General features: G+C 68.8%; 20 protein-coding genes. 12 read left to right on the plus strand and 8 right to left on the minus strand.

Annotated features, from left to right (window positions below; all coding sequences use genetic code 11):
- Nucleotide 1: 1 nt before the first annotated feature.
- A complete protein-coding gene (locus tag KBZ19_RS07405) occupies nt 2–1,222 on the minus strand; it encodes an argininosuccinate synthase (RefSeq protein WP_094511210.1) in 1,221 nt (406 codons plus the stop codon).
- Nucleotides 1,219–1,443 (minus strand): hypothetical protein, encoded by a 225-nt coding sequence (locus KBZ19_RS07410; RefSeq protein WP_144036949.1) that lies wholly within the window; start codon nt 1,441–1,443, stop codon nt 1,219–1,221. Before KBZ19_RS07410 ends, KBZ19_RS07405 begins: the two co-directional genes overlap by 4 nt.
- Nucleotides 1,444–1,538: 95 nt before the next feature.
- On the opposite strand from KBZ19_RS07410, the gene KBZ19_RS07415 reads away from it, so the two are divergent.
- From KBZ19_RS07415 to KBZ19_RS07425, 3 genes are all read left to right on the plus strand, one after another.
- Nucleotides 1,539–1,790, plus strand: coding sequence for a DUF3134 domain-containing protein (locus tag KBZ19_RS07415; protein ID WP_094511208.1), 252 nt, complete (start codon nt 1,539–1,541; stop codon nt 1,788–1,790).
- Between the two features lie 65 nt (nt 1,791–1,855).
- Nucleotides 1,856–2,941, plus strand: a complete 1,086-nt coding sequence (gene mraY / locus KBZ19_RS07420) for a phospho-N-acetylmuramoyl-pentapeptide-transferase (RefSeq protein WP_255100452.1) — start codon at nt 1,856–1,858, stop codon at nt 2,939–2,941.
- Between the two features lie 112 nt (nt 2,942–3,053).
- On the plus strand, nt 3,054–3,296 hold the full coding sequence (locus KBZ19_RS07425) for a hypothetical protein (protein ID WP_094511206.1): 243 nt from the start codon (nt 3,054–3,056) through the stop codon (nt 3,294–3,296).
- 92 nt (nt 3,297–3,388) lie between these two features.
- On the opposite strand, the gene KBZ19_RS07430 is transcribed toward KBZ19_RS07425, so the two are convergent.
- Nucleotides 3,389–3,577: a cytochrome B6 gene (locus KBZ19_RS07430; protein ID WP_233132866.1), complete on the minus strand. Its 189-nt coding sequence runs from the start codon at nt 3,575–3,577 to the stop codon at nt 3,389–3,391.
- Nucleotides 3,578–3,636: 59 nt separating this feature from the next.
- Here KBZ19_RS07430 and purT point away from each other — a divergent pair, with 59 nt between their 5' ends.
- Together purT and KBZ19_RS07440 are read left to right on the plus strand one after the other, a co-directional pair.
- Nucleotides 3,637–4,833: a formate-dependent phosphoribosylglycinamide formyltransferase gene (gene purT, locus KBZ19_RS07435; protein ID WP_255100454.1), complete on the plus strand. Its 1,197-nt coding sequence runs from the start codon at nt 3,637–3,639 to the stop codon at nt 4,831–4,833.
- 50 nt (nt 4,834–4,883) lie between these two features.
- Complete coding sequence (locus KBZ19_RS07440; RefSeq protein WP_255100455.1) at nt 4,884–5,912, plus strand: LCP family protein; 1,029 nt, start codon at nt 4,884–4,886, stop codon at nt 5,910–5,912.
- Between the two features lie 33 nt (nt 5,913–5,945).
- Here the strand turns inward: KBZ19_RS07440 and KBZ19_RS07445 are convergent, their stop codons facing one another.
- The 3 genes from KBZ19_RS07445 to recN all read right to left on the minus strand — a co-directional run bounded on the left by KBZ19_RS07445 (nt 5,946) and on the right by recN (nt 12,420).
- On the minus strand, nt 5,946–7,499 hold the full coding sequence (locus KBZ19_RS07445; protein ID WP_255100456.1) for a dienelactone hydrolase: 1,554 nt from the start codon (nt 7,497–7,499) through the stop codon (nt 5,946–5,948).
- Between the two features lie 67 nt (nt 7,500–7,566).
- Nucleotides 7,567–10,605, minus strand: coding sequence for an excinuclease ABC subunit UvrA (gene uvrA, locus KBZ19_RS07450; RefSeq protein ID WP_255100457.1), 3,039 nt, complete (start codon nt 10,603–10,605; stop codon nt 7,567–7,569).
- Between the two features lie 87 nt (nt 10,606–10,692).
- Nucleotides 10,693–12,420: a DNA repair protein RecN gene (gene recN / locus KBZ19_RS07455; protein ID WP_255100458.1), complete on the minus strand. Its 1,728-nt coding sequence runs from the start codon at nt 12,418–12,420 to the stop codon at nt 10,693–10,695.
- Nucleotides 12,421–12,495: 75 nt separating this feature from the next.
- Here recN and KBZ19_RS07460 point away from each other — a divergent pair, with 75 nt between their 5' ends.
- From KBZ19_RS07460 to purF, 7 genes are all read left to right on the plus strand, one after another.
- The gene (locus KBZ19_RS07460) at nt 12,496–14,424 is read left to right on the plus strand and encodes an AarF/ABC1/UbiB kinase family protein (protein ID WP_255100459.1); all 1,929 of its coding nucleotides are present in this window, start codon (nt 12,496–12,498) and stop codon (nt 14,422–14,424) included.
- A gap of 27 nt (nt 14,425–14,451) precedes the next feature.
- Nucleotides 14,452–15,102, plus strand: a complete 651-nt coding sequence (locus tag KBZ19_RS07465; RefSeq protein ID WP_255100460.1) for an alpha/beta hydrolase — start codon at nt 14,452–14,454, stop codon at nt 15,100–15,102.
- 142 nt (nt 15,103–15,244) lie between these two features.
- Entirely contained in the window at nt 15,245–16,303 is a 1,059-nt protein-coding gene (gene thrC / locus KBZ19_RS07470; protein ID WP_255100710.1) for a threonine synthase, read from the plus strand.
- Between the two features lie 525 nt (nt 16,304–16,828).
- Entirely contained in the window at nt 16,829–18,004 is a 1,176-nt protein-coding gene (dnaN, locus tag KBZ19_RS07475) for a DNA polymerase III subunit beta (protein WP_094511200.1), read from the plus strand.
- A 4-nt stretch (nt 18,005–18,008) separates the two neighbouring features.
- The gene (locus KBZ19_RS07480) at nt 18,009–18,908 is read left to right on the plus strand and encodes an RNA methyltransferase (RefSeq protein ID WP_094511199.1); all 900 of its coding nucleotides are present in this window, start codon (nt 18,009–18,011) and stop codon (nt 18,906–18,908) included.
- Nucleotides 18,909–18,978: 70 nt separating this feature from the next.
- Nucleotides 18,979–21,348: a phosphoribosylformylglycinamidine synthase subunit PurL gene (purL, locus tag KBZ19_RS07485; protein WP_399220114.1), complete on the plus strand. Its 2,370-nt coding sequence runs from the start codon at nt 18,979–18,981 to the stop codon at nt 21,346–21,348.
- Nucleotides 21,349–21,487: 139 nt separating this feature from the next.
- Complete coding sequence (gene purF / locus KBZ19_RS07490; protein ID WP_255100461.1) at nt 21,488–22,984, plus strand: amidophosphoribosyltransferase; 1,497 nt, start codon at nt 21,488–21,490, stop codon at nt 22,982–22,984.
- Nucleotides 22,985–23,035: 51 nt separating this feature from the next.
- On the opposite strand, the gene KBZ19_RS07495 is transcribed toward purF, so the two are convergent.
- Complete coding sequence (locus KBZ19_RS07495) at nt 23,036–25,495, minus strand: DNA topoisomerase (ATP-hydrolyzing) subunit A (RefSeq protein WP_255100462.1); 2,460 nt, start codon at nt 25,493–25,495, stop codon at nt 23,036–23,038.
- A 75-nt stretch (nt 25,496–25,570) separates the two neighbouring features.
- Nucleotides 25,571–26,473, minus strand: a complete 903-nt coding sequence (locus KBZ19_RS07500; RefSeq protein WP_094511196.1) for a tetratricopeptide repeat protein — start codon at nt 26,471–26,473, stop codon at nt 25,571–25,573.
- Nucleotides 26,474–26,487: the final 14 nt, after the last annotated feature.

Below are 26,487 nucleotides of genomic sequence, written 5' to 3' on the forward strand. Positions count from 1 at the left end.
ACTAACGCCGCCTCGCGGCGGCCCACAGGCGCGTGGGCAGGCCCCACATGTAGATGAACCCCTCAGCCGCCCGGTGATCGAAGCGATCGTCGGCACCGTAGGTGGCCATGTCGGGCATGTAGAGGCTTTCGCTGGAGGAGCGGCCGATCACGGTGGCATTCCCCTTGTGGAGCCGGATCCGCACCGTGCCGCTGACGGTCAGCTGGGTGCGGTCGAGGAAGCCGTCGAGCGCCTCCTTGAGCGGGCCGAACCAGAGGCCCTGGTACACAAGATCAGACCAGCTGGTTTCGATCTGGCGCTTGTAGCGCAGCACATCGGCGGCCAGGGTGAGGCTTTCGAGTTCCTGGTGGGCCTTGATCAGCAGCAGCAGGCCGGGGGTTTCATAGATCTCCCGCGACTTGATCCCCACCACCCGGTTCTCGATCATGTCGAGACGGCCGAAGCCATGGCTGCCGGCAAGGGCGTTGGCGCGGCGCACCAGCGCCACCGGATCGAGCCGTTCGCCGTTGATCGCCACCGGATTGCCCTGCTCGAAGCTGATCTCCACCACCTCGGGCTGCTCCGGCGCTGCGCTCACCGAGCAGGTCATGGCGTAAATCTCTTCGGGGGGCTCGACCCAGGGATCCTCCAGCGGGCCGGCCTCGATGCTGCGGCCCAGCAGGTTCAGGTCGATCGAAAAAGGTGAGGCCTTGCTCACCGGCACCGGGATGCCGCAACGCTCCCCATAGGCGATCGTTTCCTCCCGGCTCATGCCCCACTCGCGCGCCGGAGCGAGCACCTTGAGCTCGGGCGCCAGGGCCCCGATCGCCACATCGAAACGCACCTGGTCGTTGCCCTTGCCAGTGCAGCCATGGGCCACCGCATCGGCGCCCACCTCACGGGCCACCTCCACCAGGCGACGGGCGATCAGCGGGCGGGCCAGGGCGGTGGAGAGGGGATAGCGGCCTTCGTAAAGGGCGTTGGCGCGGATGGCGGGAAAGGCGAAGTCGGTGATGAACGGCTCGATCAGATCACCCACGATCGACTGGCTGGCGCCGGAGTCGAGCGCCTTGCGGCGGATCGGCTCGAGCTCATCGCCCTGGCCGAGATCGGCCGCGAAGGTGATCACCTCCTCCACGCCGAATTCGTTCAGGAGATAAGGAATGCAGACGCTCGTATCCACCCCGCCGGAGTAGGCGAGCACCACCCGTTTCGCCCGGGACGTCCGTTCCTCCTGTGTCATTCGCTCAGTGCCTCGCTCGGATCCGGTTGCTGGATTCTCCCCCAGCGGCGGGCGATCCAGAACCCCATCAGCAGCGGGGGCAGCAGCAGCAGAGCCCAGACGATCGCCGGCGTGGGCGTGAGCGCCACCGGCCAGCGGCGGCCGGCGGCCACCAGCAGGCCACTGAGCAGCAGGGCAACGGCCCATACCCGCAGAATCCCGACCGCCTTGGATGCCGACAAGAAAACGGGGCAGAGGCCTGATCTATGGTGGTGGATCGGCGAACCGGGCGCAGCGTTGGCTTTCCCAGCCTGAACATCCCCGCTGATCTGCATTCATGAGCACCCTCGACAGCGTCAATCCCTCCCTCACCCGCTACGGGCGGGAAGAGCCGGCACCGGTGCTCCCCCTGCGGGACGAACCGGACCTGCTGAGCTGGCTGGAAACCAGCGGCCGGCTGGTGGTGGATGAGGAAACCGCCGCTCCTGATGTGAGCACGGTGGAAGAGGAGGAGCTTTCCGCCCTGATGGGCGAGAAAGAGGATTACAGCCCAGCCGACGAAGCAAGCGACGAAAGCTGGGAAGACTGACCCTTCCCCTCCCATCCGTCCGGTTACGAGGAACGGGCCTGAACGGCCGCCATCGCCCCTGATCCTTGGCCTCCACCTCCCCGCTCACCGCTCCCGGCCGGCTGCGTTCTCCCGCCAGCGCCCTCACCCTGCTGCTCGTGGCGGCGGCCTTGGGCTGCGATCTCTGGTTCCGGGTGTCCCAGCTCACGCTGCCGCTGCTGCTGGCGGCGCTGGTGAGCTGGGCGCTCTGTGTGTGGGGGGTGCCGCGGCTGCGGGCCCTGAAAGTGGGCCAGGTGATCCGGGAAGACGGGCCCCAAGGCCACCTCAGCAAGGCCGGCACCCCCACGATGGGCGGTCTGCTGGTGGTGCCGGTGGGGGTGATCGTGGGCGGGCTGATTGCTCCGACCGATGAGCGCCTGCTGGCGGTGGCCGCCATCACCCTCGCCTTCCTGGCGATCGGCGGCTTCGACGACTGGCGCAGCCTCACCCGCCGCACCAACACCGGCCTGACCCCGAAGGGGAAGCTGGTGCTGCAGGCGCTGGCGGCGCTGCTGTTCCTGGCCTGGGGCAGCTGGCGTGGCTGGTTCGGCGGCGATGTGGGCCTGCCGTTCGGCTGGGTGCTGCCGCTGGGCCTGCTGCTGCTGCCGCTGGGTCTGTTCGTGTTCCTGGCCGAAAGCAACGCCACCAACCTCACCGATGGCCTCGACGGCCTGGCGGCAGGCTGCGGCGCCGTGGTGTTCACCGGCTTCGCCCTGGAGCTGATGCTGCGTGGCCACAGCGGCGACCCTGCCATGGCCGGCTTCTGCGCGGCGATGGCGGGCGCCTGGCTGGGCTTCCTGGGCCACAACCGCCACCCCGCCCGGGTGTTCATGGGCGACACCGGCTCGCTGGCGATGGGGGCGGCGCTCACGGCGGTGGCCCTGCTCACCGACAGCCTCTGGCCCCTGCTGGTGATGGGCGGGGTGTTTGTGGCCGAGTCCCTGTCGGTGATCCTGCAGGTGTGGGTGTTCAAAGCCACCAAGGGCCCCGATGGGCAGGGCAGGCGGCTGTTCCGCATGGCGCCGCTGCACCACCATTTCGAGCTGGCGGGCAACCCGGAACAGCGAGTCGTGGTGGGGTTCTGGCTCGCGAGCGTGGCCTTGGTGCTGCTCGGCCTGCTGCTGCTGCCCTGAGCCTCGAGCGCTGCGGCGCAGGGCGGAGCTGAGCAGAATTGAGGCGGAGCTGAGCAGAATCGAGAGGGTGGCTCCCACCCCCGCGTCCATTTCCCGCACTGCGAGCGTCGCCTTGGCTTACTTCACCTGGAAGGAAACGGGCCTGACGGCCGATTGCGCCAGCCTCGAGGCGATGGCAGCTCGCTTTGAGGAAGCCGCCGGCCTGATGCGGCGCATGGCGCAGGAGGGCTTCCAACTGGAGCGGCACAGCGACGGCCAGCACATCACCCACGCGGATGCACAGGTGTTCGAGGCCTATGGCTTCGTGAGCGAGGAGCCGCCGGTGCGCCAGCTCGACCTGATCGCCGATTCCTGACCGGGCCGGGCTGATGGCGGCGTTTTGATCGGGGCGTTCTGTTGCGGGCCTGCTGGCTGAAGCAGTGGGTCGCGGCGGGTAGGTCGCGGCGCTCAGGAGCGCCGCAGGAAGCCCACCAGCCACACGATCACGAACGCCAGCGAAGAGAGGCCGAGATAGATCAGCACACCATTCTGCAGGCCGTCGATGGTCCATCCGAACGGCAGCCCATCGACGCCGTCACCGGTGGACGCGAAGGCCAGAACGGCGGGCGAAACGATCAAGGCAGGCGGGGCCGACACGCTGCTCTTCTAGCAGGGCCAAGCGGGGGAGCAGGATCAAGGGCACCTGCCCCCCCGTGATGACGGCGCCCACCTTCCCTCGCACCCTGATGCTGCTGGGCAGCGGCGAGCTGGGCAAAGAAGTGGCCATCGCCGCCCAGCGCCTCGGTTGCCGCGTGATCGCCGTCGACCGCTATGCCGGTGCGCCCGCCATGCAGGTGGCCGATGCGGCGGTGGTGGTCCCGATGACCGATGCGGCGGCGCTGCTGGCCGTGGTGCGGCGCCACCGGCCGGATCTGGTGATCCCGGAGATCGAGGCCCTGGCCGTGGATGCCCTGGCTGAACTGGAGGCGGAAGGCGTCACCGTGATTCCCACGGCACAGGCCACAGCCGTGACCATGAACCGTGATCGCATCCGGGATCTGGCCGCCGGCACCCTGGGCCTGCGCACCGCCCGCTTCGCCTATGCCAGCAGCGCCGAGGAACTGGCCGCCGCCGCCGCGCCGCTCGGTTGGCCCGTGGTGGTGAAGCCGGTGATGAGCTCCTCGGGCAAGGGGCAGAGCGTGGTACAGGGCCCCGAAGGCATCGCAGCGGCCTGGGAGGCGGCGCTGGCGGGCGCGCGCGGGGCCGGCGCGCGGGTGATCGTGGAGGAGTTCCTGCAGTTCGAGCAGGAGATCACCCTGCTCACAGTGCGGCAGTGGAACGGCCCCACGCTGTTCTGCCCGCCGATCGGCCACGTGCAGGAACGGGGCGACTACCAATGCAGCTGGCAGCCCGCCTGCCTCGCACCGGCTCAGCTGGAGGCGGCCCAGGCCATGGCCTTGAAGGTCACCGATCACCTGGGCGGTGCCGGACTGTTCGGCGTGGAGTTCTTCCTCACCGGTGCTGCCGGCTCCACGGACCCCGGCGCGGTGGTGTTCTCGGAACTCTCGCCCCGGCCGCACGACACGGGCCTGGTGACGCTGGCCGGCCAGAACCTCAGCGAGTTCGAGCTGCACCTGCGCGCCGTGCTGGGGCTGCCGATCCCCGCCATCCAATCCACCGGTCCCGCCGCCAGCCGGGTGATCCTGGCCGGCGAGCAGCTCAACAGCGTGGCCTACACCGGCGTGGCGGCAGCCCTGGCCGAACCCGACACCACCGTGCTGCTGTTCGGCAAGCCGGAGGCACGGCCCCACCGGCGCATGGGTGTGGCCCTGGCGCGCGGCACCGATCTGGCTGAGGCAAGGGAGCGGGCCGATCGCGCCGCCGCCCGGGTGGAGGTGGTGGCAGGTCCCTGACCTGGCCAGCCAGGGGAATGGGTTTTATGGTGCGGCCATCGGAAACCTCAATGCCCAAGGCCCAGTCGCGTCGTAGCCCTCTCTCCGTCACGGCCCGGGTGCAAGACCTTGGGTCGACTGCTGACCCTGCCGCTGGCCTTCAGGATGGCGCGCCGGTGGAAGGTGCACCACGCCGGGGCAATGGTGGCAAGAGCCCCCGTCGCCGTCTGCATCGCCCCTCTGCGCTGCTGGGTCTGGCCTGTGGAGTGGGCCTGAGCCTGCTCGTCACCGGGCCCCTTCCCCAGCTGCTGGGCTCCTTGATGGCCGGGCTGATGCGAGCGGCCCCCTCGGTGAGCAGCCTGGTGGCGCCCCTCGGCCTCGACCAGCACCGCATCGTGGTGCTGGGCACCGATCACGTGGCCGCCAATACCGATGTGATGTTCACCGTGGAGGTGCAGGACGGCATCACCCGGCTGACCCAGGTGCCGCGGGACACCTTCATCGAATCCGACCAGCACGGCGTGCTGAAGGCCAATGCCCTCTATGCCATGGGTGGTGTGGAGGAAGTGAAGGCACAGCTCACCAGCTTGCTGGGCACTCCGGTGGACCGCTACGTGCTGGTCAACCTCGATGCCGTGCAGAAGCTGGCCGACGCCCTGGGCGGTGTGGAGGTGGATGTGCCCAAGCGGATGTATTACACCGACAGCCGCCAGGACCTTTACATCGACCTCTACCCGGGCGTGCAGCTGCTCAAGGGTGAAGCCCTTGAAGGCTTCCTGCGCTACCGCAACGATGAACTGGGCGATCTCGGCCGTATGGAGCGTCAGCAGATGGTGCTGCGGGAAGTGTTCCGCAAGCTGGCCCAGCCCGGCACGGTGGCCCAGTATCCGGCGCTGATCAAGCTGGCCGGCGAGAACGTAAAAACCGATCTCACGCCGATGGAGCTGGGCGCCCTGCTCTCCACCATGGGCTCCACCAAGCTCAGCACCAACCGCCTGCCGGGGCGGCTCTTCTGGCAGGACGACCTGAGTTACTGGATGCCGGACGCCAACACCAACCATCCGGCCAGCAGCGACAGCGAAGAACCGCCGGCTTTCTGAGCGCTCCGGCTGCCGGCCCGCTCCATTTCAGCCTCAGGGGGTGCGCTCACGCAGGGCGCCGGTCACGTCCACCAGGGGAATGGTGGTGTCGCCCCAACCATTGGCTGGCAGCAGTTGCGGGGCACCCGAGCGCGGGGCGACCGCAGGCCCGGCCGCATAGGCAGCGTTGGTCCAGGCCAGGAGCAAGCCGCGCAGCACCCCACCACCCACCTCGTAGGTGGAACCGAGATTGAAGTGATCGCCGCCTTTGGCCAGCACGAGGCTGTGCCCACCGCCGGCATTGCGCGCCTCCAGGGACATGGGCGTGATCGCCTCAGGCCCGGCGGGCACCACCCAGTCACGGCTGCCGCTCACCAGCAGCACGCGGCTGGAGATGGACTGGGCCGCACCGGAGGCGAACAGCAGCGACATGGGCGGACTGACCGCGACCACCGCCTTGATGCGGGGATCCGCCAGCGCGGCGGTGTTGGCGGAGGTGAGGAAGCTGCACTGCAGGATCCAGCTGAGATTTCTGGAGGGATCGAAGGGGTCGTTGCAGAACTCGGTCAGGCGGGTGTCGCTGGGCCTGGCACCGGCCAGCTGCAGCACGGTTGTGGCGCCCCACGACTGGCCCATGGCCACCACGGAGTCGGTGCGGATGCCGGGCGGCAGGCCCAGGCCACCGGCGGCGACGGCATCGATCACGGCGCTCACATCCAGGGGCCGCATCCGCAGCTCCTCCGGGCCCGGAGGCGGCACCTTGCCGGAGAGCATGGCGCTCTGCTGCTGCCGGTCGCTGCCGGGGTGGCGGGGCAGGAGCACGGTGTAGCCGTGGCTGGCGAGATGGCGTCCCCAGCCCTCAAAGCTTTCCGGGCTGTCCCACAAACCGTGGGAGATCACCACCAGGCGGTTGTTGGCGCCTGTGGTCGGGCGGACCACCACCACGGACAACGGCTGGGGCCGGTAGGCCACGGGGATCGTCAGCTCAGCGCGTTGCGTGGCCAGTGGACCCGCTGAGCGCAGGGCCGGATCTTCCGCCGCCGCCGGCTGCGCGGCCAGCAGGGTATCGGCCGGCTGCTGCTGCCGCGCCAGCCGCTGCACGGCGAACAGGGCGCGGCTCAGATCGAGCGTGGCCGTTTTCCCGGGCAGGGCCCGCAGCACGGTGAGCATGGTGAGCGGACCCTTGGCCGCCGCCTGGTCGAGCACCCTGGAGAGGTCTTCGCCGGTGAACGGCTCCGGCAGCCCGTCGATGCCGCCGAGCGCTGACACCAGCAGCAGGGCCTGGTTCAGCAGGGGCGAGGTCGCGGAGGTATCGACCACAGCCGTCACCTGCAGCGGCAGCGGGGCATTGAAGAGGTCAACGAACTTGCGGCCCACCGCTCCATCGGTGGCCCGGTCCAGCTCGGCCAGGTCGCTGTTGCCGGCCAACAGGCTGGCAGGGCTGCTGAGCTCGCTGAGCTCCACCGTGAAGTCGGTTTCCAGCAGCGGCAGCCGCATCTGCACCCGCTCCAGCGCCTGGGCGCGGGAAGGCGCCAGGGCGAGGCCCCCCACCAGCCCGGCAACGGTCAGCAGGGCGGTTGCCGCCGGCTTGAATCGACGCTGGGCCACGACGTTGGAGCGGTGATGCCTCCATGATCCCCTCCCGCTGGCCGTTGCTCGGTTGGTGGTGATGGCTTCAGGCCGAAAGGGCCTCCGGTGGATGCTGAGCCAGCACCTGCTGGAGGTAGCGACCCGTGTGGCTGGTGGGATGCTCTGCCACCTGCTCCGGCGTGCCGGCCACCACGATCTGCCCGCCCTTGTTGCCGCCTTCGGGGCCCAGATCCACCAGCCAGTCGGCACAACGGATCACATCGAGGTTGTGTTCGATCACCACGATCGAGTTGCCCTTGTCCACCAGCCGCTGCATCACATCCATCAGCTTGTGGACGTCGTAGAAGCTCAGGCCGGTGGTCGGTTCATCGATCAGGTAGAGGGTTTTGCCGGTGGCCCGCTTGGAGAGTTCGGTGGCCAGCTTCACCCGTTGGGCTTCACCGCCTGAGAGGGTGGGAGCGGGTTGTCCCAGCTTGATGTAGCCCAGCCCCACATCCACCAGGGTGCGCAGCCGGTCGGCCGCCTGGGGAATGGCGCTGAACACGTCGGCTGCCTGTTCCACCGTCATCTGCAGAACGTCGGCGATCGTGTGGCCTTTGTAGGTCACCTGAAGGGTTTCACGGTTGTAACGCGCCCCCTTGCAGACATCGCATTGCACATACACATCGGGCAGGAAATTCATCTCGATCACATTCACGCCCTGGCCACTGCAGGCCTCGCAGCGCCCGCCTTTCACGTTGAAGCTGAACTGGCCCACCTGATAGCCGCGGGCCTTGGCCTCGATCGTGGCGGCGAACACCTGGCGGATCGGATCGAACGCACCCGTGTAGGTGGCGGGGTTGGAACGGGGCGTGCGGCCGATCGGGCTCTGGTCGATCACGATCACCTTGTCGATCGACTGAATGCCTCGCAATTCATCGAGACCGGACGGGAACGGCACCTTCAGGCCCAGCTTGTGCTCGAGCGCCGGGTGGAGCAGTTCGTTGATCAAGGTGCTCTTGCCGCTGCCGCTCACCCCGGTGATCGCCACCAGACGGCCGAGCGGAATGTCGACATCGAGCCCCTGCAGGTTGTTGCGAGAGCAATTGAGCAGCGAGAGCTTGCGGCTGCTGCTGGTGCGCCGCTCGGGCGGGGTCGGAATCGAGCGCCGCCCACTCAGGTAGGCCCCCGTGAGTGAGTCCTCCTCCGCCAGCAGGTTCTCGAGCGTGCCCTCGGCCACGATGCGGCCGCCGTGCACGCCCGCGCCCGGGCCGATGTCCACCAGGTGGTCGGCAGCGCGGATCGTGTCCTCGTCGTGTTCCACCACGATCAAGGTGTTGCCCAGGTCGCGGAGCCGGAAGAGGGTGTTGAGCAGGCGGTCGTTGTCGCGCTGGTGCAGGCCAATGCTGGGTTCATCCAGCACGTAGAGCACGCCGGTGAGCCCGGCGCCGATCTGGGTGGCGAGGCGGATGCGCTGGGCCTCTCCGCCGGAGAGGGTCATGGCCGGGCGGTCGAGGCTGAGGTAATCGAGGCCCACATCCAGCAGGAAGCGCAGGCGCATGCGGATCTCACGCAGCACCAGATCGCCGATCTGGATCTGACGGGGATTGAGCAGGGGGTCCGCCCCTTCCGCCTCCCCGACCCCCATCAATGACTCGATCCGCTGCAGCGTGTCGGCGACGCTCACATTGGTGAGATCGGTGATCGCATACGGCCCCACCTTCACCGCCAGCGCCTCAGGACGCAGCCGCAGGCCATGGCAGGTGCCGCAGGGAACAAGATCCAGATACTTCTCCAGCTTCTGGCGGATCGCCTCGCCGCTGGCGTCGCGCAGCTGCCGCTCCAGGATCGGCAGGATGCCTTCGAACGGGCGCAGGTAGCCCTGGCTCTTGGTGTAGCGGCTGTCGGTCTTGATGGCGATCGGCTCAGGGCTGCCGTGCAGCAGCAGTTGCTGCTGGTCTTTGGTGAGTTGGTTCCAGGGCTGCTTGATCTCGAAACCGAAGGCTTCCCCCACGCTGAACAGCAAGGAAAAGTAGTAGCTGTTGTCCTTTTCACTCCAAGGCGCCACCGCCGCATACACCGGCAGGGCGGGATCGGGCACCACCCGTTCCTCGGTGAACTTGCGCAGATGGCCGAGGCCATGGCAATCGGGGCAGGCGCCGTAGGGGCTGTTGAACGAGAACAGCCGGGGGGACAGCTCTTCGATCACGGCGCCGTGCACGGGGCAGGCGAAGTTCTCGGAATAGAGCCGCTCACGCTCCACCCCTTCCGGCAGCTGCTCGCCGGTCTTGGGGACCACCTCCACCAGCGCCAGGCCGTCGCCGCGCTTGAGGCAGGTGCGCAGGGAGTCGGTGAGCCGTTCGTTGATGCCCTCACGCGCCACCAGCCGGTCGACGACCACCTCGATGTTGTGTGCGTGGTTCTTGTCGAGCTCGATGTTGTCGGAGAGTTCGCGCACCTCGCCGTTGATGCGCACACGGGCGAAGCCTTCGGCCACCAGGCCGCTGAGCAGCTTGGTGTGGGTGCCCTTCTTGCCCCGTACCACCGGCGCCAGCAGCTGGTAGCGGGTGCCCTCCGGCAGGGAGGAGATCCGGTCGACCATCTCGTCGATGCTCTCGGGCCGGATCGAGCGGTCGCACTGAGGGCAGTGGGGTTCGCCGGCGCGCCCGAACAGCAGGCGGAGATAGTCCTGAATCTCCGTGACCGTGCCGACGGTGGAGCGAGGGTTGTGGCTGGTGGACTTCTGGTCGATCGAGATCGCCGGGGAAAGCCCCTCGATCGCATCCACATCGGGCTTGTCCACCTGACCGAGGAACTGGCGCGCGTAGGCGGAAAGGCTCTCGACGTAGCGGCGCTGCCCTTCGGCGAAGATCGTGTCGAAGGCCAGCGAGCTCTTGCCGCTGCCGCTCACACCGGTGAACACCACCAGCCGGTTGCGCGGGATGGTGAGATCCACGTCCTTGAGGTTGTGCTGGCGGGCGCCACGCACACGGATCACGTCCTCGAGGGCGCCGCCGTTGAGGGAGCGCAGCTTCGCCGCCTCTTCCTTGTCAAGGGCCGGGACCGTAGTGCTGGCTGTGGTCGACGTGGCGTCAGGCTCAGACGATGTGCCCTTGGGCCCAGAAACGATGCTCGCGCGGGGCATCCGGCCTCGTCTAGAGCGTCTGAGTCTACGGGTGTCTCCTGATGGGCAGGGTGCCGCCCCTCGACGGCAACGGAAACGGCGCTCCGCTCAGCTTCGCTCCAGCAGCCCGGCCGCGTAGCGATGGGCCTCACCGAAGTCACCCCCTGCCAGTTCCGCCAGCTCCTGCTGACGTGCCTGGGTGTCCCGCAGCGGGCGCACCCGGGTGAGGGTGCGGCCCGCCTCCACCGCCTTGCTCACCTGGAAATGGTGATCGGCAGCGGCGGCCACCAGCGGCTGATGGGTCACACAGAACACCTGGCGCTGGGCAGCAAGCTGGCGCAGCAGCGCGGCGATGGCGCCACTCACGCGGCCGCTCACGCCGCTGTCGATTTCATCGAACAGCAGGGTGACGCCCGGATCCGCCGCCGCCAGGCAGGTTTTCAGCGCCAGCAGGAAGCGGCTCATCTCGCCACCGGAGGCCACTTCCCGCAGAGGAGCCAGCGGCTGGCCAGGGTTGGCGGAGAACAGAAAGGTGACCGCATCGGCCCCCTCCTCCGCCGGAGGCGTCGGCTCGATCGCCACCGAAAAGCGCACATCGGCCAGGCCCATCGGCCGCAGCGAGGCCGTCAGCTGCTCCTCCAGCTGCCGCGCCGCCCGCTGCCGCTGGGCGCTGAGCTGGCTGCAGGCCTGATCCCGCAGCAGGCGGGCCTGCTGCTCCTCGGCCTCAAGAGCTTCGAGGGCGGCGGCAGCCCCACCGCTGAGGCGCATGCGTAGCTGGTCGCGTTGCTCGATCAGCCCCGCCAGATCGCGGCCGTGGCGGCGCTCCAATCCCTTGAGCAGGGCCAGCCGCTCCTGCACCGCTTCCAGGCTGGAGGGATCGCTGTCGAGGGCACCGCCATAGCGCTCCAGGTCGCGGGCCAGGTCCTGCACGTGCTGCAGTGCTTCGCCACAGCGCTCCACCAGGGGCCCGAGGCTGGCGTCGAAGCCGGCCAGCTGTTGCAGCACCTGTTCGCAAGCGGCCAGATGATCGAGCGCTGCCGGGGCCTCTTCGGCCCCTTCCACCAGCCGGCCCAGCAGCAGCATCACCCCTTCCTGCAGCCGCACGGCATGGGCGAGGCGGTCCTGGTCCTGCTGCAGCCGCAGGCGTTCGTTGGGGTCGTCGAGGGCGGCAGCCTCCAGGGCCTCGAGCAGCTGGCAGGCCTCCTGCCGTTCCCGCTCCAGCCGGTCGCGGTCCGCCCGCGCCTGCTCCAGCCGAGCGGCCGCCTGGCGCCAGCTGCGCACCGCCTGCCGCACCGGCCCCAGGCAGGTGGCCAGCGCGTCACCACCGCAGCGGTCCAGCCATTGACGCTGCTGGCCGGGACGGGCCAGTTCCTGGGTCTGACCCTGCACGGTGAGGTCCAGCAGCAGGGGCCGCAGCTCCAGCAGCTGCTGGCGGTTCACCACCACGCCGTTGATGCGACTGCGGCTCTGGATGCGCTCGACGTTGCTGCGCCATTCGCGGCTGAGCACCAGGTCCACCGGTGGGTCGGCAGGTTCGTCTCCGTTCTGATCGAGGCCATCGGATTCGGCACCGACAAGCTGCTGATCCAGCTGCTGCTGCTGCAGCCAGGCCTGCACAGGCGCGGTGGTGGTGAACTGGGCTTCGATCAGGCTCCGCTCGGTGCCCTTGCGCAGCAGGCGCACGCCGGAGCCGCCGCCCAGCAGGGCATCGAGGGCATCGAGCAGCAATGACTTGCCGGCACCGGTTTCACCGGTGAGCACGGTGAAGCCCGTGGAGAACTCCAGCTCCAGGCTCTCCACCAGCGCGATGTTCTCGAGGCGCAGTCCCGTGAGCACCCGGTGCCTCAGCCGTCTGCCCGACCGTAGCGACGCTGAGATTCGTTTAGAAGGGGTTGATCGATCTGCCCCGTGATGGTTCGCTCCGACCATGTGAGCACCCCTGCGGAGCTCAGCGACTTCATCGAAGCCGCCGGCCTGCTCAGCTACGACCCGGCGGCGATCACCCGCCTCTACGCCGGTCACCCCCGGCGTCTGCTGCTGCGGCTCTGGCAGACCCTGATGCCCATCAGTCTGTTCCTGGTGGGTGTGGCCGTCGATCGCTTCACCGGTCTGCTCAGCAACCCCGACCGGGCCCGGGAGCGGGCGCGCGAATGCGCCCAGCTGCTGGTGGCGCTCGGTCCCGCCTTCATCAAGGCCGGCCAAGCCCTCTCCACCCGGCCCGACATCGTGCCGCCGGTGCTGCTGGAGGAGCTGGCCCAGCTGCAGGATCAATTGCCCGGCTTCGACGGTGCACTGGCCATGGCCTGCATCGAAGAAGATCTGGGTGCGCCCGTCTCCGAGATCTACGCCCAGCTCGATCGCGAGCCGATCTCCGCCGCTTCACTCGGCCAGGTGCATAGGGGCACGCTCAAGGACGGCCAGGCGGTGGCGGTGAAGGTGCAGCGCCCTGGTCTGCGCGAGCAGATCACGCTCGATCTCTACATCGTGCGCAACATCGCCGCCTGGATCAACCGGAATGTAGGCCTGGTGCGCAGCGATCTGGTGGCCCTGATCGATGAACTGGGCAAGCGGGTATTCGAGGAGATGGATTATCTCAACGAAGCCAGGAACGCCGAAACCTTCGCCAGGCTCCACCAGCACAACCCGAACATCGCCGTACCGGCCATCTATCACGAGGCCACCAGCCGCCGCGTGCTCACGATGGAGTGGATCGATGGGGTAAAACTCACCAATCTGGAGGCGGTGCGCTCGCTCGGCATCGACCCCGACCACATGGTGCAGATCGGCGTGAACTGCAGCCTGCAGCAACTGCTGGAGCACGGCTTTTTCCACGCCGATCCCCACCCCGGCAATCTGCTGGCCCTGCCGGATGGCCGCCTGGCTTATCTGGATTTCGGCATGATGAGCGAGGTGAGCCGCGAATCGCGCACCGGGCTGATCCAGGCGGTGGTGCACCTGGTGAACCGCAACTTCTCAGCCCTCTCCACCGATTTCGTGCAGCTCGGTTTTCTGGGCGAAGAGGTGAATCTGGAGCCGATTGTGCCGGCATTCGAATCGGTGTTCGGCCAGGCCCTGGAGATGGGAGTGAGCCGGATGGATTTCAAGGCGGTCACCGACGATCTCTCCGGGGTGATGTACCGCTTCCCCTTTCAGGTGCCGCCTTACTACGCCCTGATCATCCGCTCGCTGGTCACGCTGGAAGGCATTGCCCTGAGTGTGGATCCGGAGTTCAAGATTCTCGGTGCGGCCTACCCTTACTTCGCCCGCCGGCTGATGGAGGATCCGGATCCGGATCTGCGCCGCAGCCTGCGCGAGATGCTCTTCGATGGTGAGGAGTTCCGTTGGCAGCGGCTGGAAAATCTGATCAGCAGCGCCTCCCTCCAGGATCAGCTGGATGTAGAGGGTCTGCTGGATCAGGTGCTCGATTTCCTCTTCTCGCCCAAGGGAGGCATGCTGCGCCAGCAGCTGGTCGATGCGATGGTCGACCGGCTCGATGCGCTTGGCTGGCGGGCCGTGCAGGCGATGGGGCGGCGGCTGCCGAAACGGCTGCAGCCACCGGGCCTGCGGGGCATGGAGCGGATGAGTGTGATCGACGCCCAGTTGCTGGATCTTGAACCCGTGCAGCAACTCCTGGTGGTGCTGCGCGATGTGCCGGGCTTCGAACCCCGTCTGCTGCTGCGCCGGCTGCCACGGTTGCTGGCGGAACCCGACCTGCGCCGCATGGGGCTGCAGCTGGCCCAGGGGTTGGCGGAGCGGGGGGTGGTGCGCCTGCTGCGCGACGTGCTGGTGGCGCCGGAAACCCGTCGAGCCGCTGGAATGGCACCGGTCGGCAGCTTCTAGGATCAGCGTCCAGCCAGGGAGTTTCAGTTGCGCATCCGCCCCAACGTCCTGGGGGTCCTGCTCGGGCTCTCGCTGAGCACGGCCGCTCCGAGTCTTCAGGCGGCCGAGCAACTGGTTTTCGTCAGCGGCGCCTTCCGGCGCTCGATCCCGGTCGCTGATCTCGACCATCTGGCCGCCACCGGCCAGGCACGCGGCCTGCTGGCCGACGTGCTCAAGATCGGCCGCCAGAACCCGGAAGATGTGGCACGGCTGCTGAACCAGAAGATCACCCTGCCGCTGGTGCTCACCAGCCGTCTGCTGTCCACCCGCATCGGCGAGGCGATCCTGCAGCGCCTGGCGGGCATCTTCGCGCCGTTGCGGGCACCGGGCACCGGCGTTCCGGCGCTCCGCTCCGCCCTGATCATCGGCATCAGCAACGGCAACGGCACCCTCACCCCCACAGGCTTTCTGAGGGCCTACCCCGCCAACGAGCTGGCGATCAACATCCCGGCCCTGCTCAGCCTGGTGGGCAAAACCAATTCGATCACCGATCTGGTGCGGTTCTTCTCCGAATCCCCGCTTGACGGCCTGCGAGAGGGCAATGAACGGCCCTCCGGCCCCCCGGCGCCGTCCACCAGCCCTCCAGCCAGCGCACCCGGCCAACCGCCCGCCAGCGCACCCGATGCCAAGGGCTCCTGAATCGCTCCAGGCCCCAAGGCCAGCTCTCAGGGCGTGAAGCCCTCTCGGCGCTTCTTAACCGCCGCGTAGATTCGCCACAGCCTGCTCCGTCGCGCCCGTGCCGCTGCTCTCTGCCCTCAGGCGCCTGGGCGCGAAGCCCACGCTGCAGGACTGGCCGGGGCTGATCGAGGCCTACCGCCCCTGGCTGCCGGTCAGCGACCGCACGCCGGTGATCACGCTGCGCGAAGGCGCCACCCCGCTGATCCCCGCGCCGGCGATTGCGGCGCGCGTGGGCCGCGGCGTGAAGGTGTTCCTCAAGTACGACGGCCTCAACCCCACCGGCAGCTTCAAGGACCGGGGGATGACGATGGCGGTGAGCAAGGCGCGCGAAGCCGGCGCTGAAGCGGTGATCTGCGCGAGCACCGGCAACACCTCCGCCGCGGCCGCGGCCTATGCCAAGCGCGGTGGCATGCGCGCCTTCGTGCTCATCCCCGATGGCTACGTGGCCCAGGGAAAGCTGGCCCAGGCGCTGATGTACGGCGCCGAGGTGCTGGCGGTGAAGGGCAACTTCGACCGGGCGCTGGCGATCGTGCGCGAGGTGGCCGACAGCTACCCCGTCACCCTGGTCAATTCCCTCAACCCCTTCCGGCTGCAGGGCCAGAAGACGGCCGCCTTCGAGGTGGTCGATGCGCTTGGCGATGCCCCCGACTGGCTGTGCATCCCGATGGGCAATGCCGGCAACATCAGCGCCTACTGGATGGGCTTCCAGGAGTACCGGCAGGCCGGGCACAGCCAGCGGCTGCCCCGGATGATGGGCTTCCAGGCCAGCGGCTCCGCCCCCCTGGTGCTGGGCCACACGGTGGAGCAACCGGACACCATCGCCACGGCGATCCGCATCGGCAACCCGGCCAACCGCGAGAAGGCCCTGGCGGTGCGTGAGCAGAGCAACGGGGCCTTCCATGCGGTCACCGATCAGGAGATCCTGGAGGCCTACAAGCTGCTGGGCCGGGAGGAAGGGGTGTTCTGCGAACCCGCCAGCGCCGCTTCGGTGGCCGGCCTGCTGCAGCGGGCAGCGGAGGTGCCGGCAGGGGCCACGGTGGTCTGTGTGCTCACCGGCAACGGCTTGAAGGATCCCGGCACCGCGATCGATCACAGCGACGGCGCCTTCCATGCCGGCCTGGCGCCGGAGGTGGACGTGGTCGCCAAGGTGATGGGCTTCTGAGACCAGGGCTGAAGCCCATCTGATCAACCAGGAGCCCCCGCCCACGGCCTTTCGTGGACGGGGGTTTTTGGCGTTCGGGCACGGACAGCGCCGCTGTAGAGCCCTGAAGCGGCCAGAAGCGTGGCGTTTTGATGTCGGCCGGTGAACAGACCGTCCCAGGGAAAAACGGGGGGCCAGCGGTGGAAAAGTGCGGCTGAATCTGGGCCCCGAACAGAGCGTCGGTTTTCCTCAGGCAGGGAAATCGTGGAAAAGGGGAAAACGTGCGGTTTCCGTCAGCGGTTCTCCCCATGTCTGTTGAGCCAGATCCCTTGCTGCAACTAGCATTTTGGGTTTCTCCCCGATTTCCACACCCCCTACGACTACGGCTGTTTTTCTCTTTTTTCTGAAAGAGAGAACTTCCGTAGAAGGATCGCGGAAAACGGGCGTGGAAAAGGGCGCTGACGGTGGTCCGCCGTTGCGGATCGCCCCGGCTTGTGGAAGCGTGGTGGGGCCCGAAAAGGGCATCCCACCCGGAGTCTCGAAACGATGAAGCTGGTCTGCTCCCAGGCGGAACTGAGCGCCAGCCTTCAGTTGGTCAGCCGCGCGGTGGCGGCCCGCCCGACCCATCCGGTGCTGGCCAACGTGCTGCTCACCGCCGATGCCGGCACCGGCCGGTTGAGCCTTACCGGCTTCGATCTCAATCTCGGCATCCAGACGAGCCTGCCTGCGGCGGTGGAAACCAGCGGCGCGATCACCCTGCCATCCCGCCTGTTCGGCGAGATCGTTTCCCGGCTCTCCGCCGACAGTCCGATCACCCTGGAGTGCCCCGAAGGCCAGGAGCAGGTGGAGCTCACCAGCTTCTCCGGCAGCTACCAGATGCGCGGGCTGTCGGCGGAGGATTTTCCCGACCTCCCATTGGTTCAGACCGGCGCTCCGATCCGGCTGGAAGCGGACGCGCTGATCAAGGGCCTGCGCGCCACCCTGTTCGCCAGCAGCCCGGATGAGGCGAAGCAGTTGCTCACCGGCGTGCATCTCGGCCTGGAGCACGACGGTCTCGAATGCGCCGCCACCGACGGCCACCGCCTCTCGGTGCTGCGTCTCGACAATGCGGCGGCCGCTGCTGCCGGTGCGGGCCCCGGTAACGGCGCAACGGATGCGGAAGAGGCGCCGAGCTTTGCGGTCACGGTGCCGGCCCGCTCCCTGCGCGAACTGGAGCGCCTGCTGTCCTCCCGCCAGTCGCAGGAGCCGGTGAGCCTGTTCAGCGAACGCGGGCAGGTGGTGTTCGTCTGGGCGGATCAGGTGCTCACCAGCCGTAGCCTCGACGGCACCTATCCCAACTACGGCCAGCTGATTCCCGCCTCCTTCAGCCGCACGCTCGAGCTCGACCGCCGCGCCTTCGTCAACGCCCTGGAGCGGGTGGCCGTGGTGGCCGATCAGCACAACAACGTGGTGAAGCTGAGCAGCGACCCATCCGCCGACATCCTGCGCATCAGTGCCGACGCCCAGGATGTGGGCAGCGGCTCGGAATCCTTGCCGGCGCTGGTGAAGGGGGACGCGATCGAGATCGCTTTCAATGTGCGCTACGTGCTCGATGGCCTCAAAGCGATGACCGCCGACCGGGTCGAGCTGCGCTGCAATGCCCCCACCACGCCCGCCGTGCTGGCGCCGCTGGAGGATCCGAGCTTCACCTACCTGGTGATGCCCGTGCAGATCCGCAGCTGATGCCGTGAGCCTTCCCGCTCAGCTGCTGCTCTCCGACCTGCTGCGCCTGCGGGTGCGCTGCGATCAGGGCCTCGACCACGGCCCTGGACTGATGGGCTGGATGCACCCGCCGGTGCACCGCCTGCTCGGCTGGGCCAGCAAGCCCTCCGCCTTCGGCACCCGCCGGCTTGTCTGGCGCCTCGACCAGCTGCGCGGCCTCGGTGAACTGGAGGCATTGGTGCTGGGCGAACCGGCCGTCACCGATCCGGCCACGCTCGAACGCCTGCCCACGCTGTTCGATGCCGCCCTGACCGGCGCTGGGGGTTCCGTGCTGGGCACGGTGGCGGATGCGGCCGTGGAGCTGCGCAGTGGGCGCATCCTGCACTACCTGGTGTCGCGCAGCGATCCGCGTCTGCCGGGCACCAGCCGCTGGCGCCTCACTCCCGATCGGATCGTCGATCAGCAGCCCGGCCAGGTGCTCACCGGCCTCGGCGGCCTCGACGACCTGCCGCTGGCCAAGGCCAGTGTGCGGCAGGAGTTTCTGCGCCGCTCACGCCGCTGGCGGGATCAGGTGGGTCAGGAGACCACCCGGATCAGGGATCAGTTCCAGGAGGTGGGCGGACGCTTCGAGGAACGGCTGGAAGGCTGGCTGGAGGAACCCCCCTGGCAGGAGCCGCAGCGGGACGGTCCGCCCTGGCAGGACGCCGATTCCGGCCGCCGTCAACCGGACGGCGACCCGCTGGACGACTGGGACGACGACGATCGTCTGGAGGATCGCGACGACGGGCCCAGGGCCTGGGACTCGCCTGAGGACGATCCGGAGCTCGAACCGGACACGGACCGCTACCGTCGGACCCAGCCTGTCAGCGAGGGACCGTCCCGGCGGGGCAGCCGCTACGACAGCGACACGGATCCCTGGGTCTGAACCTGCCGATCCCCCGGCGGCCGTGGGCGCTCGCTCGGCCAGACTGCGCTTTCCTGCCTGCGGCCGCCTGGTGTCCTCCCCCTCCTTTCCGCTTGCCGAAGCTCTGCGCAAGGAGGGCCTCAGCCAGGCGGACTACGACGAGATCGTGCGGCGGCTGGGCCGGGCACCGAACCGCGCCGAGCTGGGCATGTTCGGGGTGATGTGGTCGGAGCACTGCTGTTACCGCAACTCCCGCCCCCTGCTCGGCCAGTTCCCCACCACCGGGCCGCGCATCCTGGTGGGGCCCGGTGAGAACGCCGGCGTCGTCGACCTGGGCGAGGGTCAGCATCTGGCCTTCAAGATCGAAAGCCATAACCACCCTTCGGCCGTGGAGCCCTTCCAGGGCGCGGCCACCGGTGTGGGCGGCATCCTGCGCGACATCTTCACCATGGGCGCGCGCCCGATCGCGCTGCTCAATGCCCTGCGCTTCGGTCCGCTGGAGGATCCCCGCAATGTGGGGCTGATGGAGGGCGTGGTGGCCGGCATCGCCCATTACGGCAACTGCGTCGGTGTGCCGACGGTGGGAGGGGAGGTGGCCTTCGATCCCAGCTACAGCGGCAACCCGCTGGTCAACGCCATGGCCCTGGGGCTGATGGAAACCGAGGAGATTGTGCGCTCGGGTGCGGCGGGCGTGGGCAATCCGGTGGTCTACGTGGGCAGCACCACCGGCCGGGATGGCATGGGCGGGGCCAGTTTTGCCTCCGCCGAGCTCACCGAAGCCTCCCTCGATGACCGCCCGGCCGTGCAGGTGGGGGATCCCTTCCTGGAGAAGGGGCTGATCGAGGCCTGCCTGGAAGCCTTCCAGAGCGGCGATGTGGTGGCCGCCCAGGACATGGGCGCCGCCGGCCTCACCTGCAGCTGCTCGGAGATGGCTGCCAAGGGGGGCGTGGGTGTGGAGCTCGATCTCGACCGCGTGCCGGCCCGCGAAGACGGCATGACTGCCTACGAGTTCCTGCTGTCGGAATCGCAGGAGCGGATGTTGTTCGTGGTGCGTCAGGGCCGCGAGCAGCCGCTGATGGAGCGCTTCCGCCGCTGGGGCCTGCAGGCCGCGGTGGTGGGCCGCGTGGTGGCCGAGAACGTGGTACGGGTGCTGCAGCACGGCGCGGTGGCCGCCGAAGTGCCGGCCAATGCCCTGGCCGACGACACCCCGATCAACCACCACGAGCTGCTCGCTGCCCCGCCCGCCGAGATCCAGGCCCACTGGCAGTGGAGCGAGGCCCAGCTGCCGCCCGCCGACACCGCCGGGATTACCCCGGCGGGCCAGTCACCGCTCAGCTGGAACCAGGTGCTGCTGGCCCTGCTCGACACGCCCACGATCGCGAGCAAGCGCTGGGTGTACCGCCAGTACGACCACCAGGTGCAGGGCAATACCGTGATGCCCCCCGGCGGCGCCGACGCGGCCGTGGTGCGGCTCCGGCCTCAGCAGGGGCCTGGCTCGTTGCTGCCGGCCCAGCGCGGCGTGGCGGCGGTGGTGGATTGCCCCAACCGCTGGGTGGCCCTCGATCCGCAGCGGGGCGCGATGGCGGCGGTGGCCGAAGCGGCCCGCAACCTCAGCTGCGTGGGGGCCGAGCCGCTGGCCGTGACCGACAACCTCAATTTCCCTTCCCCCGACCACCCCACCGGCTACTGGCAGCTGGCGATGGCCTGCCGCGGCCTGTCGGAGGCCTGCGCCGCGCTCGGTACACCGGTCACCGGCGGCAACGTCTCCCTCTACAACGAGACCCGCCTGCCCGACGGGCGCCTGCAGCCGATCCATCCCACCCCCGTGGTGGGGATGGTGGGTCTGGTGCCCGATCTTGCCCGTGTCACCGGCCAGGCCTGGCGCGCGGCCGGTGATGCCATCTGGCTGCTGGGTGTGCCGCTGGCGGGCGACGATGACGCCGACGAGCGGTTCGGGCTGGCGGCCAGCGGCTACCTGGAGTGGATCCACGGGCTCAGCACCGGCCGGCCGCCGCGCACCGACCTGGCGCTGGAGCTGGCGGTGCAGGCTCTCCTGCGGCAGGCGATCGCCCAGGGGGTGGTGACTGCCGCCCACGATCTCAGCGACGGCGGCCTGGCGGTGGCGGCGGCCGAATGCTGTCTCGCCTCGGGTCTGGGCGCGCAGCTGGAGTTGCCCGCGGGCACGGCCCGGGCCGACCGGCTGCTGTTCGCCGAGGGCGGCGCCAGGGTGCTGGTGAGCGTGCCGCCTGCCCAGGCCCAGGCCTGGCAGGCGTTGGTGGAGCAGGCGCCGCTGAGCGGTGCCGCAGGCTCGCCGCCAGCCTGCCAGCGGTTGGGCCAGGTGCAGGCTGAGGCGCTGCTGAGCATCGTGCGGGGCGGCACGACGTTGCTGGCGCAGCCGCTCGATGTGTTGGGGCTGGCTTACGAGCAGGGGATTCCCCGCCGCTTGGCCGGCGGGGCCTGAGGCAGACTGTCAACGCAGTCGGTCAGTGGTCAGGCCTGTGGTTCGCGCGCACCCCAGGCAGCACCCCTCCCCGTCACCGTCCGGCCCCCATGGCGCCAGCTCGCCTGCGCTGGGTGACGGGTCCAAACACGCACAAGCCATGACCGCTCCTGCCGTGGCTGCTGAACCCGCTGCAGCAGCGGAGGCAGAGCGTCCCGATCGCATGGAGGAGGCCTGCGGCGTGTTCGCCGTCTATGCCACCGGCCAGCCGGTGGCGAACCTCACCTACTTCGGCCTCTACGCACTGCAGCACCGGGGGCAGGAGTCGGCTGGGATCGCCGTGTTCAACGGCGCCAAGATCCGGCTCCACAAAGACATGGGCCTGGTCAGCCAGGTGTTCGATCAGGACGTGCTGGAGCGCATGCCAGGCGACCTGGCGATCGGCCACAACCGCTATTCCACCACCGGCAGCAGCCGGGTCTGCAACGCCCAGCCGGTGGTGCTGATGACCCGCCTCGGGCCCTTCGGCCTGGCGCACAACGGCAATCTGGTCAACGCCAACGAGTTGCGCGAGGCGCTCGACCATCTCGCCGGTGAATTCACCTCCACCACCGATTCGGAGCTGATCGCCTTCGCGCTTCAGGAGGCCGTGGATGGAGGTCTGGGCTGGAGCGCCGCGATCCGTCAGGCCGCCGGCCGCTGCCGCGGCGCCTTCAGCCTGGCGATCGGCACCCCGGACGGTCTGTTCGCCCTGCGCGATGGCTATGGGGTGCGCCCGCTGGTGTTCGGCCACATGGGCGACAAGCACCAGGGGCAATGGGTGCTCAGCAGCGAAACCTGCGGCCTCGACATCATCGGCGCCTCCTACGACGGCGATGTGGGCCCCGGCGAACTGATTCACTTCCGGGCGGGCGAGCCGGTGCCTGAGCGGGTGCGCTGGATCAAGGAGCCGGCGAAGCTGTGCGTCTTCGAGATGATCTACTTCGCCCGGCCCGACAGCCGCTTCTTCGGCGAATCCCTCTATAGCTACCGCCATCGCATCGGTGAGATGCTGGCGCGCGAATCCGCCGTGGAGGCGGACATTGTGATCGGCGTGCCCGATTCCGGCATCCCTGCTGCCATCGGCTTCTCCAAGGGCAGTGGCATCCCCTTCGCCGATGGGCTGATCAAGAACCGTTATGTGGGCCGCACCTTCATCCAGCCCACCCAGGCGATGCGGGAGGCGGGCATCCGCGTCAAGCTCAATCCCCTGCCGGATGTGCTCTCCGGCAAGCGGGTGATCGTGATCGACGACTCAATCGTGCGCGGCACCACCAGCCGCAAGCTGGTGATGGCGCTGCGGGATGCGGGCGCCACCGAAGTGCACATGCGCATCAGTTCGCCGCCGGTCACCCATCCCTGCTTCTACGGCATCGACACCGACAACCAGGAGCAGCTGATCGCTGCCCGGCTCACCCTTGAAGAGATCACAGCCCACCTCGGCGTCGATTCGCTCGCCTATCTCAGCCAGGAGGGAATGCTGGAGGCCGCCCACGACCATTCCTCCCATTTCTGCACCGCCTGCTTCGATGGCAACTACCCGATTCCCATGGACGACGCCGTCCGCTCCAGCAAGCTGATGCTGGAGCCCTCAGGCCTGGCGGCCACCAAGCCCTGAGCCTTGCTGCCGGGGCCCTGAGGATCAGCAGGTCAGCTCAGCCCTCGGAAATCAGTTGATCAGCGGCACCAGGGCCTGCACGCTGTCGCCGGCCGCCAGTGGCTGCGGCAGTTCGCCGGGTTCGTCGGGGTTCTGGGCCGAAAGGGTGGCTGGATCGAGGCGGAAGCTGCGGGTCGGGCTCAGCACCACCCCCAGGGTGGACGTTCCGCACACCTGCAGGTCCACCAGGGCGTCGCTGCGATCGAGGAAGCGCAGGCCGATCTGGCCCAGCTCGCCCCGCTGGCACCGCCGCAGACTCTCCAGCCGCAGGCGCTTGATCCGTCCCAGGCGGCTGGCCAGCACCACGTCCTGATCCGAGCGGGGGGCGCAGGCACCGGCAATCGTCTCGCCGGGCAGCAGCCGCAGCAGCAGGGGGCCCTGGGCCGCCCGCCCCATCAGCGGCACGTCGGCGTCCGTCAGCTGCAGGCGCAGCAGGCGCCCGGAGCTGCTGCCCACCACCAGGTCCTGGTCGTCGCTGCAGGGCACCACGCGGCGCAGCACCACGCCGTCCTTCAGCTTGAGCACGGTGGCGGCACGGCCGGACAGCTCGAGAAACGCGTCGATCGGCAGCCGCTTGAAACGGCCGTCGCTGCTCAGCAGGCCCAGGCTGCCCTCGGGTTGTGCCGGGAGTGGCAACACCTGAATGATCGGGTCATCGAGCAGGCTCTCGGGCAGGAACTTCTCCAGGCCGCCCTGCTGCTGTCCGGCATACTCCCAGCGCAGCAGGGCCACCCGCCCACCGGCGCTGAAGGCCAGCACGGCCGGTTTATCGCTCACCGCCAGGATCAGCCGCGCCGGGGACGGGTGCTCACCCAGCGGGGCGGCCTCCTCCAGATGCAGGCGGCCGAGCAGCTGGGGGCCCACGATCCGTACCTGGCCATCGGCCTGGATCAGCAGGCGACCATCGCCGGGCAGGGCGTCGAGGGCCTGCTGCCGCTGCAGCTCGGTGGTGGGTCGGGTGGCAGCGGCACGCTGTGCCACCAGGGCATCGCCGCCGGCCACCAGACGCGTGCGCCGGGGTGTGGCATAACGCTTCTTCAGGCTTTTCAGCTCCGCCACCATGGCGTCGAGCAGGGCCTGGCGGTCGTCGAGCAGGTGCCGCAGCCGCTCCCGTTCCTGTGCCAGCTCAGCGGCCTCCTGCCGCAGGCCGTCCTGCTCCAGGCTGGTGAGGCGCCGCAGCGGCATGGCCAGCACCGCCTCGGCCTGCCGTTCGCTCAGATCGAAGTGGACCTGCAGGCTCGCCTTGGCCGTGGCGGCATCCTTGGCCGCCTGGATCCGGGCAATCACCTCCTGCAGGGCATCGAGCGCCCGGATCAGACCCTCCACCACCTCCAGCCGGTCTTCGGTGCGGCGCAGGGCGTGGTTGGTGCGCCGGATCAGGGTGTGTTCCCGGTACTCCAGAAAATGGTTGAGGATCTGCCGCAGGCTCAGCTGCAGCGGCTGGCCGTGGACGAGCGCCAGCATGATCGCCCCGAAATTGCTCTGCAGGGCCGTGCGGCGTTGCAGTTCGGCCAGCACCTTGGCGGGCTCCCCGTCGCGGCGCACCTCCACCACCACCCGCATGCCATCGCGGTCGCTCTCGTCGCGGATGTCGGCGATGCCACCGATCTTGCCGTCGTTGACCTGCTCCGCCAGCTTCTCGATCCAGCCCGCCTTGCTCAGCTGGTAGGGGAGTTCGGTGATCACCACGGCGCCGCGGCGGTGGCGCCCCTTGCCGGGCTGCACCTCCTCGATGTGGGCCACCCCCCGCATCGGGATGCTGCCGCGGCCGTTCAGGTAGGTGTCGCGCACGCCGCTGCCGGTGAGCACTTCGCCGCCGGTCGGAAAGTCGGGGCCGGGGACCAGTTCGAGCAGTTTGTCGTCGCTGAGATCGGGCTTGCGGATCAGCGCGATCAGGGCGTCCACCACTTCGCCCAGGTTGTGGGGCGGAATGCTGGTGGCCATGCCCACGGCGATGCCGGAGCAGCCGTTCAGCAGCAGGAAGGGCAGCTGCGCGGGCAGCACGGTCGGTTCCTGCTGGGAGGAATCGAAGTTGGGGGCGAAATCAACCGTGTCGTTGCCGATTTCATCGAGCAACCCCTGATTGGCGATCGGTGCCAGGCGCGTTTCCGTGTAGCGCATCGCCGCTGGCGGGTCGTCGTCGACCGAGCCGAAGTTGCCGTGGCCATCGAGCAGCGGATGGCGGCTGGCGAAGGTCTGCACGAGGCGTACCAGCGCGTCGTACACGGCCTGATCGCCATGCGGGTGGTACTTGCCGAGCACATCACCCACCACCCGGGCGCATTTTCGGTAGGGCCGGTCCGGGGTGAGACCCAGCTCGTGCATGGCAAACAGGATGCGCCGCTGCACTGGCTTGAGGCCATCGCGCACATCCGGCAGGGCCCGGCCCACGATCACGCTCATCGCGTATTCGAGGTACGACCGCTGCATCTCCTGATGCAGGGAGATCGGTTGGACGCGCTCCTCTGCCATCCGGTTCGGGGGTCTGGGGGCGGAAGGGGCTCAGCCTACAGATGCTGCCTGGCGGGCCCAGCTGCTGGTGGCTGCTCAGGTGGAGGGTTCTTCTTCCGTCTCCATGGTGCCTGAGGCATTGGCATTGGCCCTGTCCACAGCGGCCTTCAGGTCGGGATGGCTGAGCAGGGTCTTGGTGCTGGCACGCAGGCGGGGCCCCCAGAGTTGTTCTTTCTGATAGGCGTCAAGCACGTAGTTGGGTTCGATCGCCAAGGCCTCGCTGGCGAGCCTCCGCGCTTCGCTCTGTCCGTCCGGGGCGGCGGAGAGGCCGGCTGCCAGCGCCAGCATCGGTTCCGCCGCCTTGGCATTGATCTGCAGGGCCTGGCGCCAGCGTTCGATCGCCTCGCCGCGGCGGCCCAGCTCATAGAGCACCAACCCCTGGTTGTTGATCGCCTCCCAGAAGCCCTTGCGCAGCCCAGAGGCACGCTCAAAGGCCAGCAGGGCCCCCTGGGGGTTGTTGAGCAGCAGCTGGGCGTTGCCGAGATCGAAGTGGGCGCCAGCGTTGCGCCCATCCAGGCGCAGGCCCTGCTCCAGCAGCCCCACCGCCTGCTGCGGCTGACCATCGCGCAGGGCCAGGGAGCCTTCGGCGAACCAGATGCCGGGGTTGCGTGGATCGAGCTGCTTGGCCCGCGCCAACGAAGCCGATGCCTGCTTGCTCTGGTTGCTGCGCAGCTGGGCTTCCGCCAGCAGCACCCAACCGCGCGGGTCGCCAGGCAGCAGCTGCACGGTGAGGGCCGCCAGACGGGCCGCATCCTCCGCTTGGCCCAGGCGCAGCAGGCGGCTGGCCGCCTGGGCGATGCCCAGCCCTGCCGCTTCCAACTCCGCGGTCTGCGGCACATAGGCGTAAGGGACCAGCGCGAAGGCCGGCGGCACCGACCCTGCCAGAACGGAAAACGTGAACGGTGCTGCCGTAAGACTCGCCAACCAGCGCGGGGCCATGCCGGGCGTTCCAT

Source organism: Synechococcus sp. L2F (assembly GCF_024345695.1).
Lineage (GTDB): Bacteria > Cyanobacteriota > Cyanobacteriia > PCC-6307 > Cyanobiaceae > MW101C3.

Excerpts from the sequence above, each read along its gene's own strand:
- KBZ19_RS07460 (WP_255100459.1), top strand. The coding sequence starts at position 12,496 with ATGGTTCGCTCCGACCATGTGAGCACCCCTGCGGAGCTCAGCGACTTC.
- purT (WP_255100454.1), top strand. The coding sequence starts at position 3,637 with ATGACGGCGCCCACCTTCCCTCGCACCCTGATGCTGCTGGGCAGCGGC.
- KBZ19_RS07415 (WP_094511208.1), top strand. The coding sequence starts at position 1,539 with ATGAGCACCCTCGACAGCGTCAATCCCTCCCTCACCCGCTACGGGCGG.
- KBZ19_RS07500 (WP_094511196.1), bottom strand. The coding sequence starts at position 26,473 with ATGGCCCCGCGCTGGTTGGCGAGTCTTACGGCAGCACCGTTCACGTTT.
- KBZ19_RS07440 (WP_255100455.1), top strand. The coding sequence starts at position 4,884 with ATGCCCAAGGCCCAGTCGCGTCGTAGCCCTCTCTCCGTCACGGCCCGG.
- KBZ19_RS07405 (WP_094511210.1), bottom strand. The coding sequence starts at position 1,222 with ATGACACAGGAGGAACGGACGTCCCGGGCGAAACGGGTGGTGCTCGCC.
- purF (WP_255100461.1), top strand. The coding sequence starts at position 21,488 with ATGACCGCTCCTGCCGTGGCTGCTGAACCCGCTGCAGCAGCGGAGGCA.
- uvrA (WP_255100457.1), bottom strand. The coding sequence starts at position 10,605 with ATGCCCCGCGCGAGCATCGTTTCTGGGCCCAAGGGCACATCGTCTGAG.
- dnaN (WP_094511200.1), top strand. The coding sequence starts at position 16,829 with ATGAAGCTGGTCTGCTCCCAGGCGGAACTGAGCGCCAGCCTTCAGTTG.
- KBZ19_RS07495 (WP_255100462.1), bottom strand. The coding sequence starts at position 25,495 with ATGGCAGAGGAGCGCGTCCAACCGATCTCCCTGCATCAGGAGATGCAG.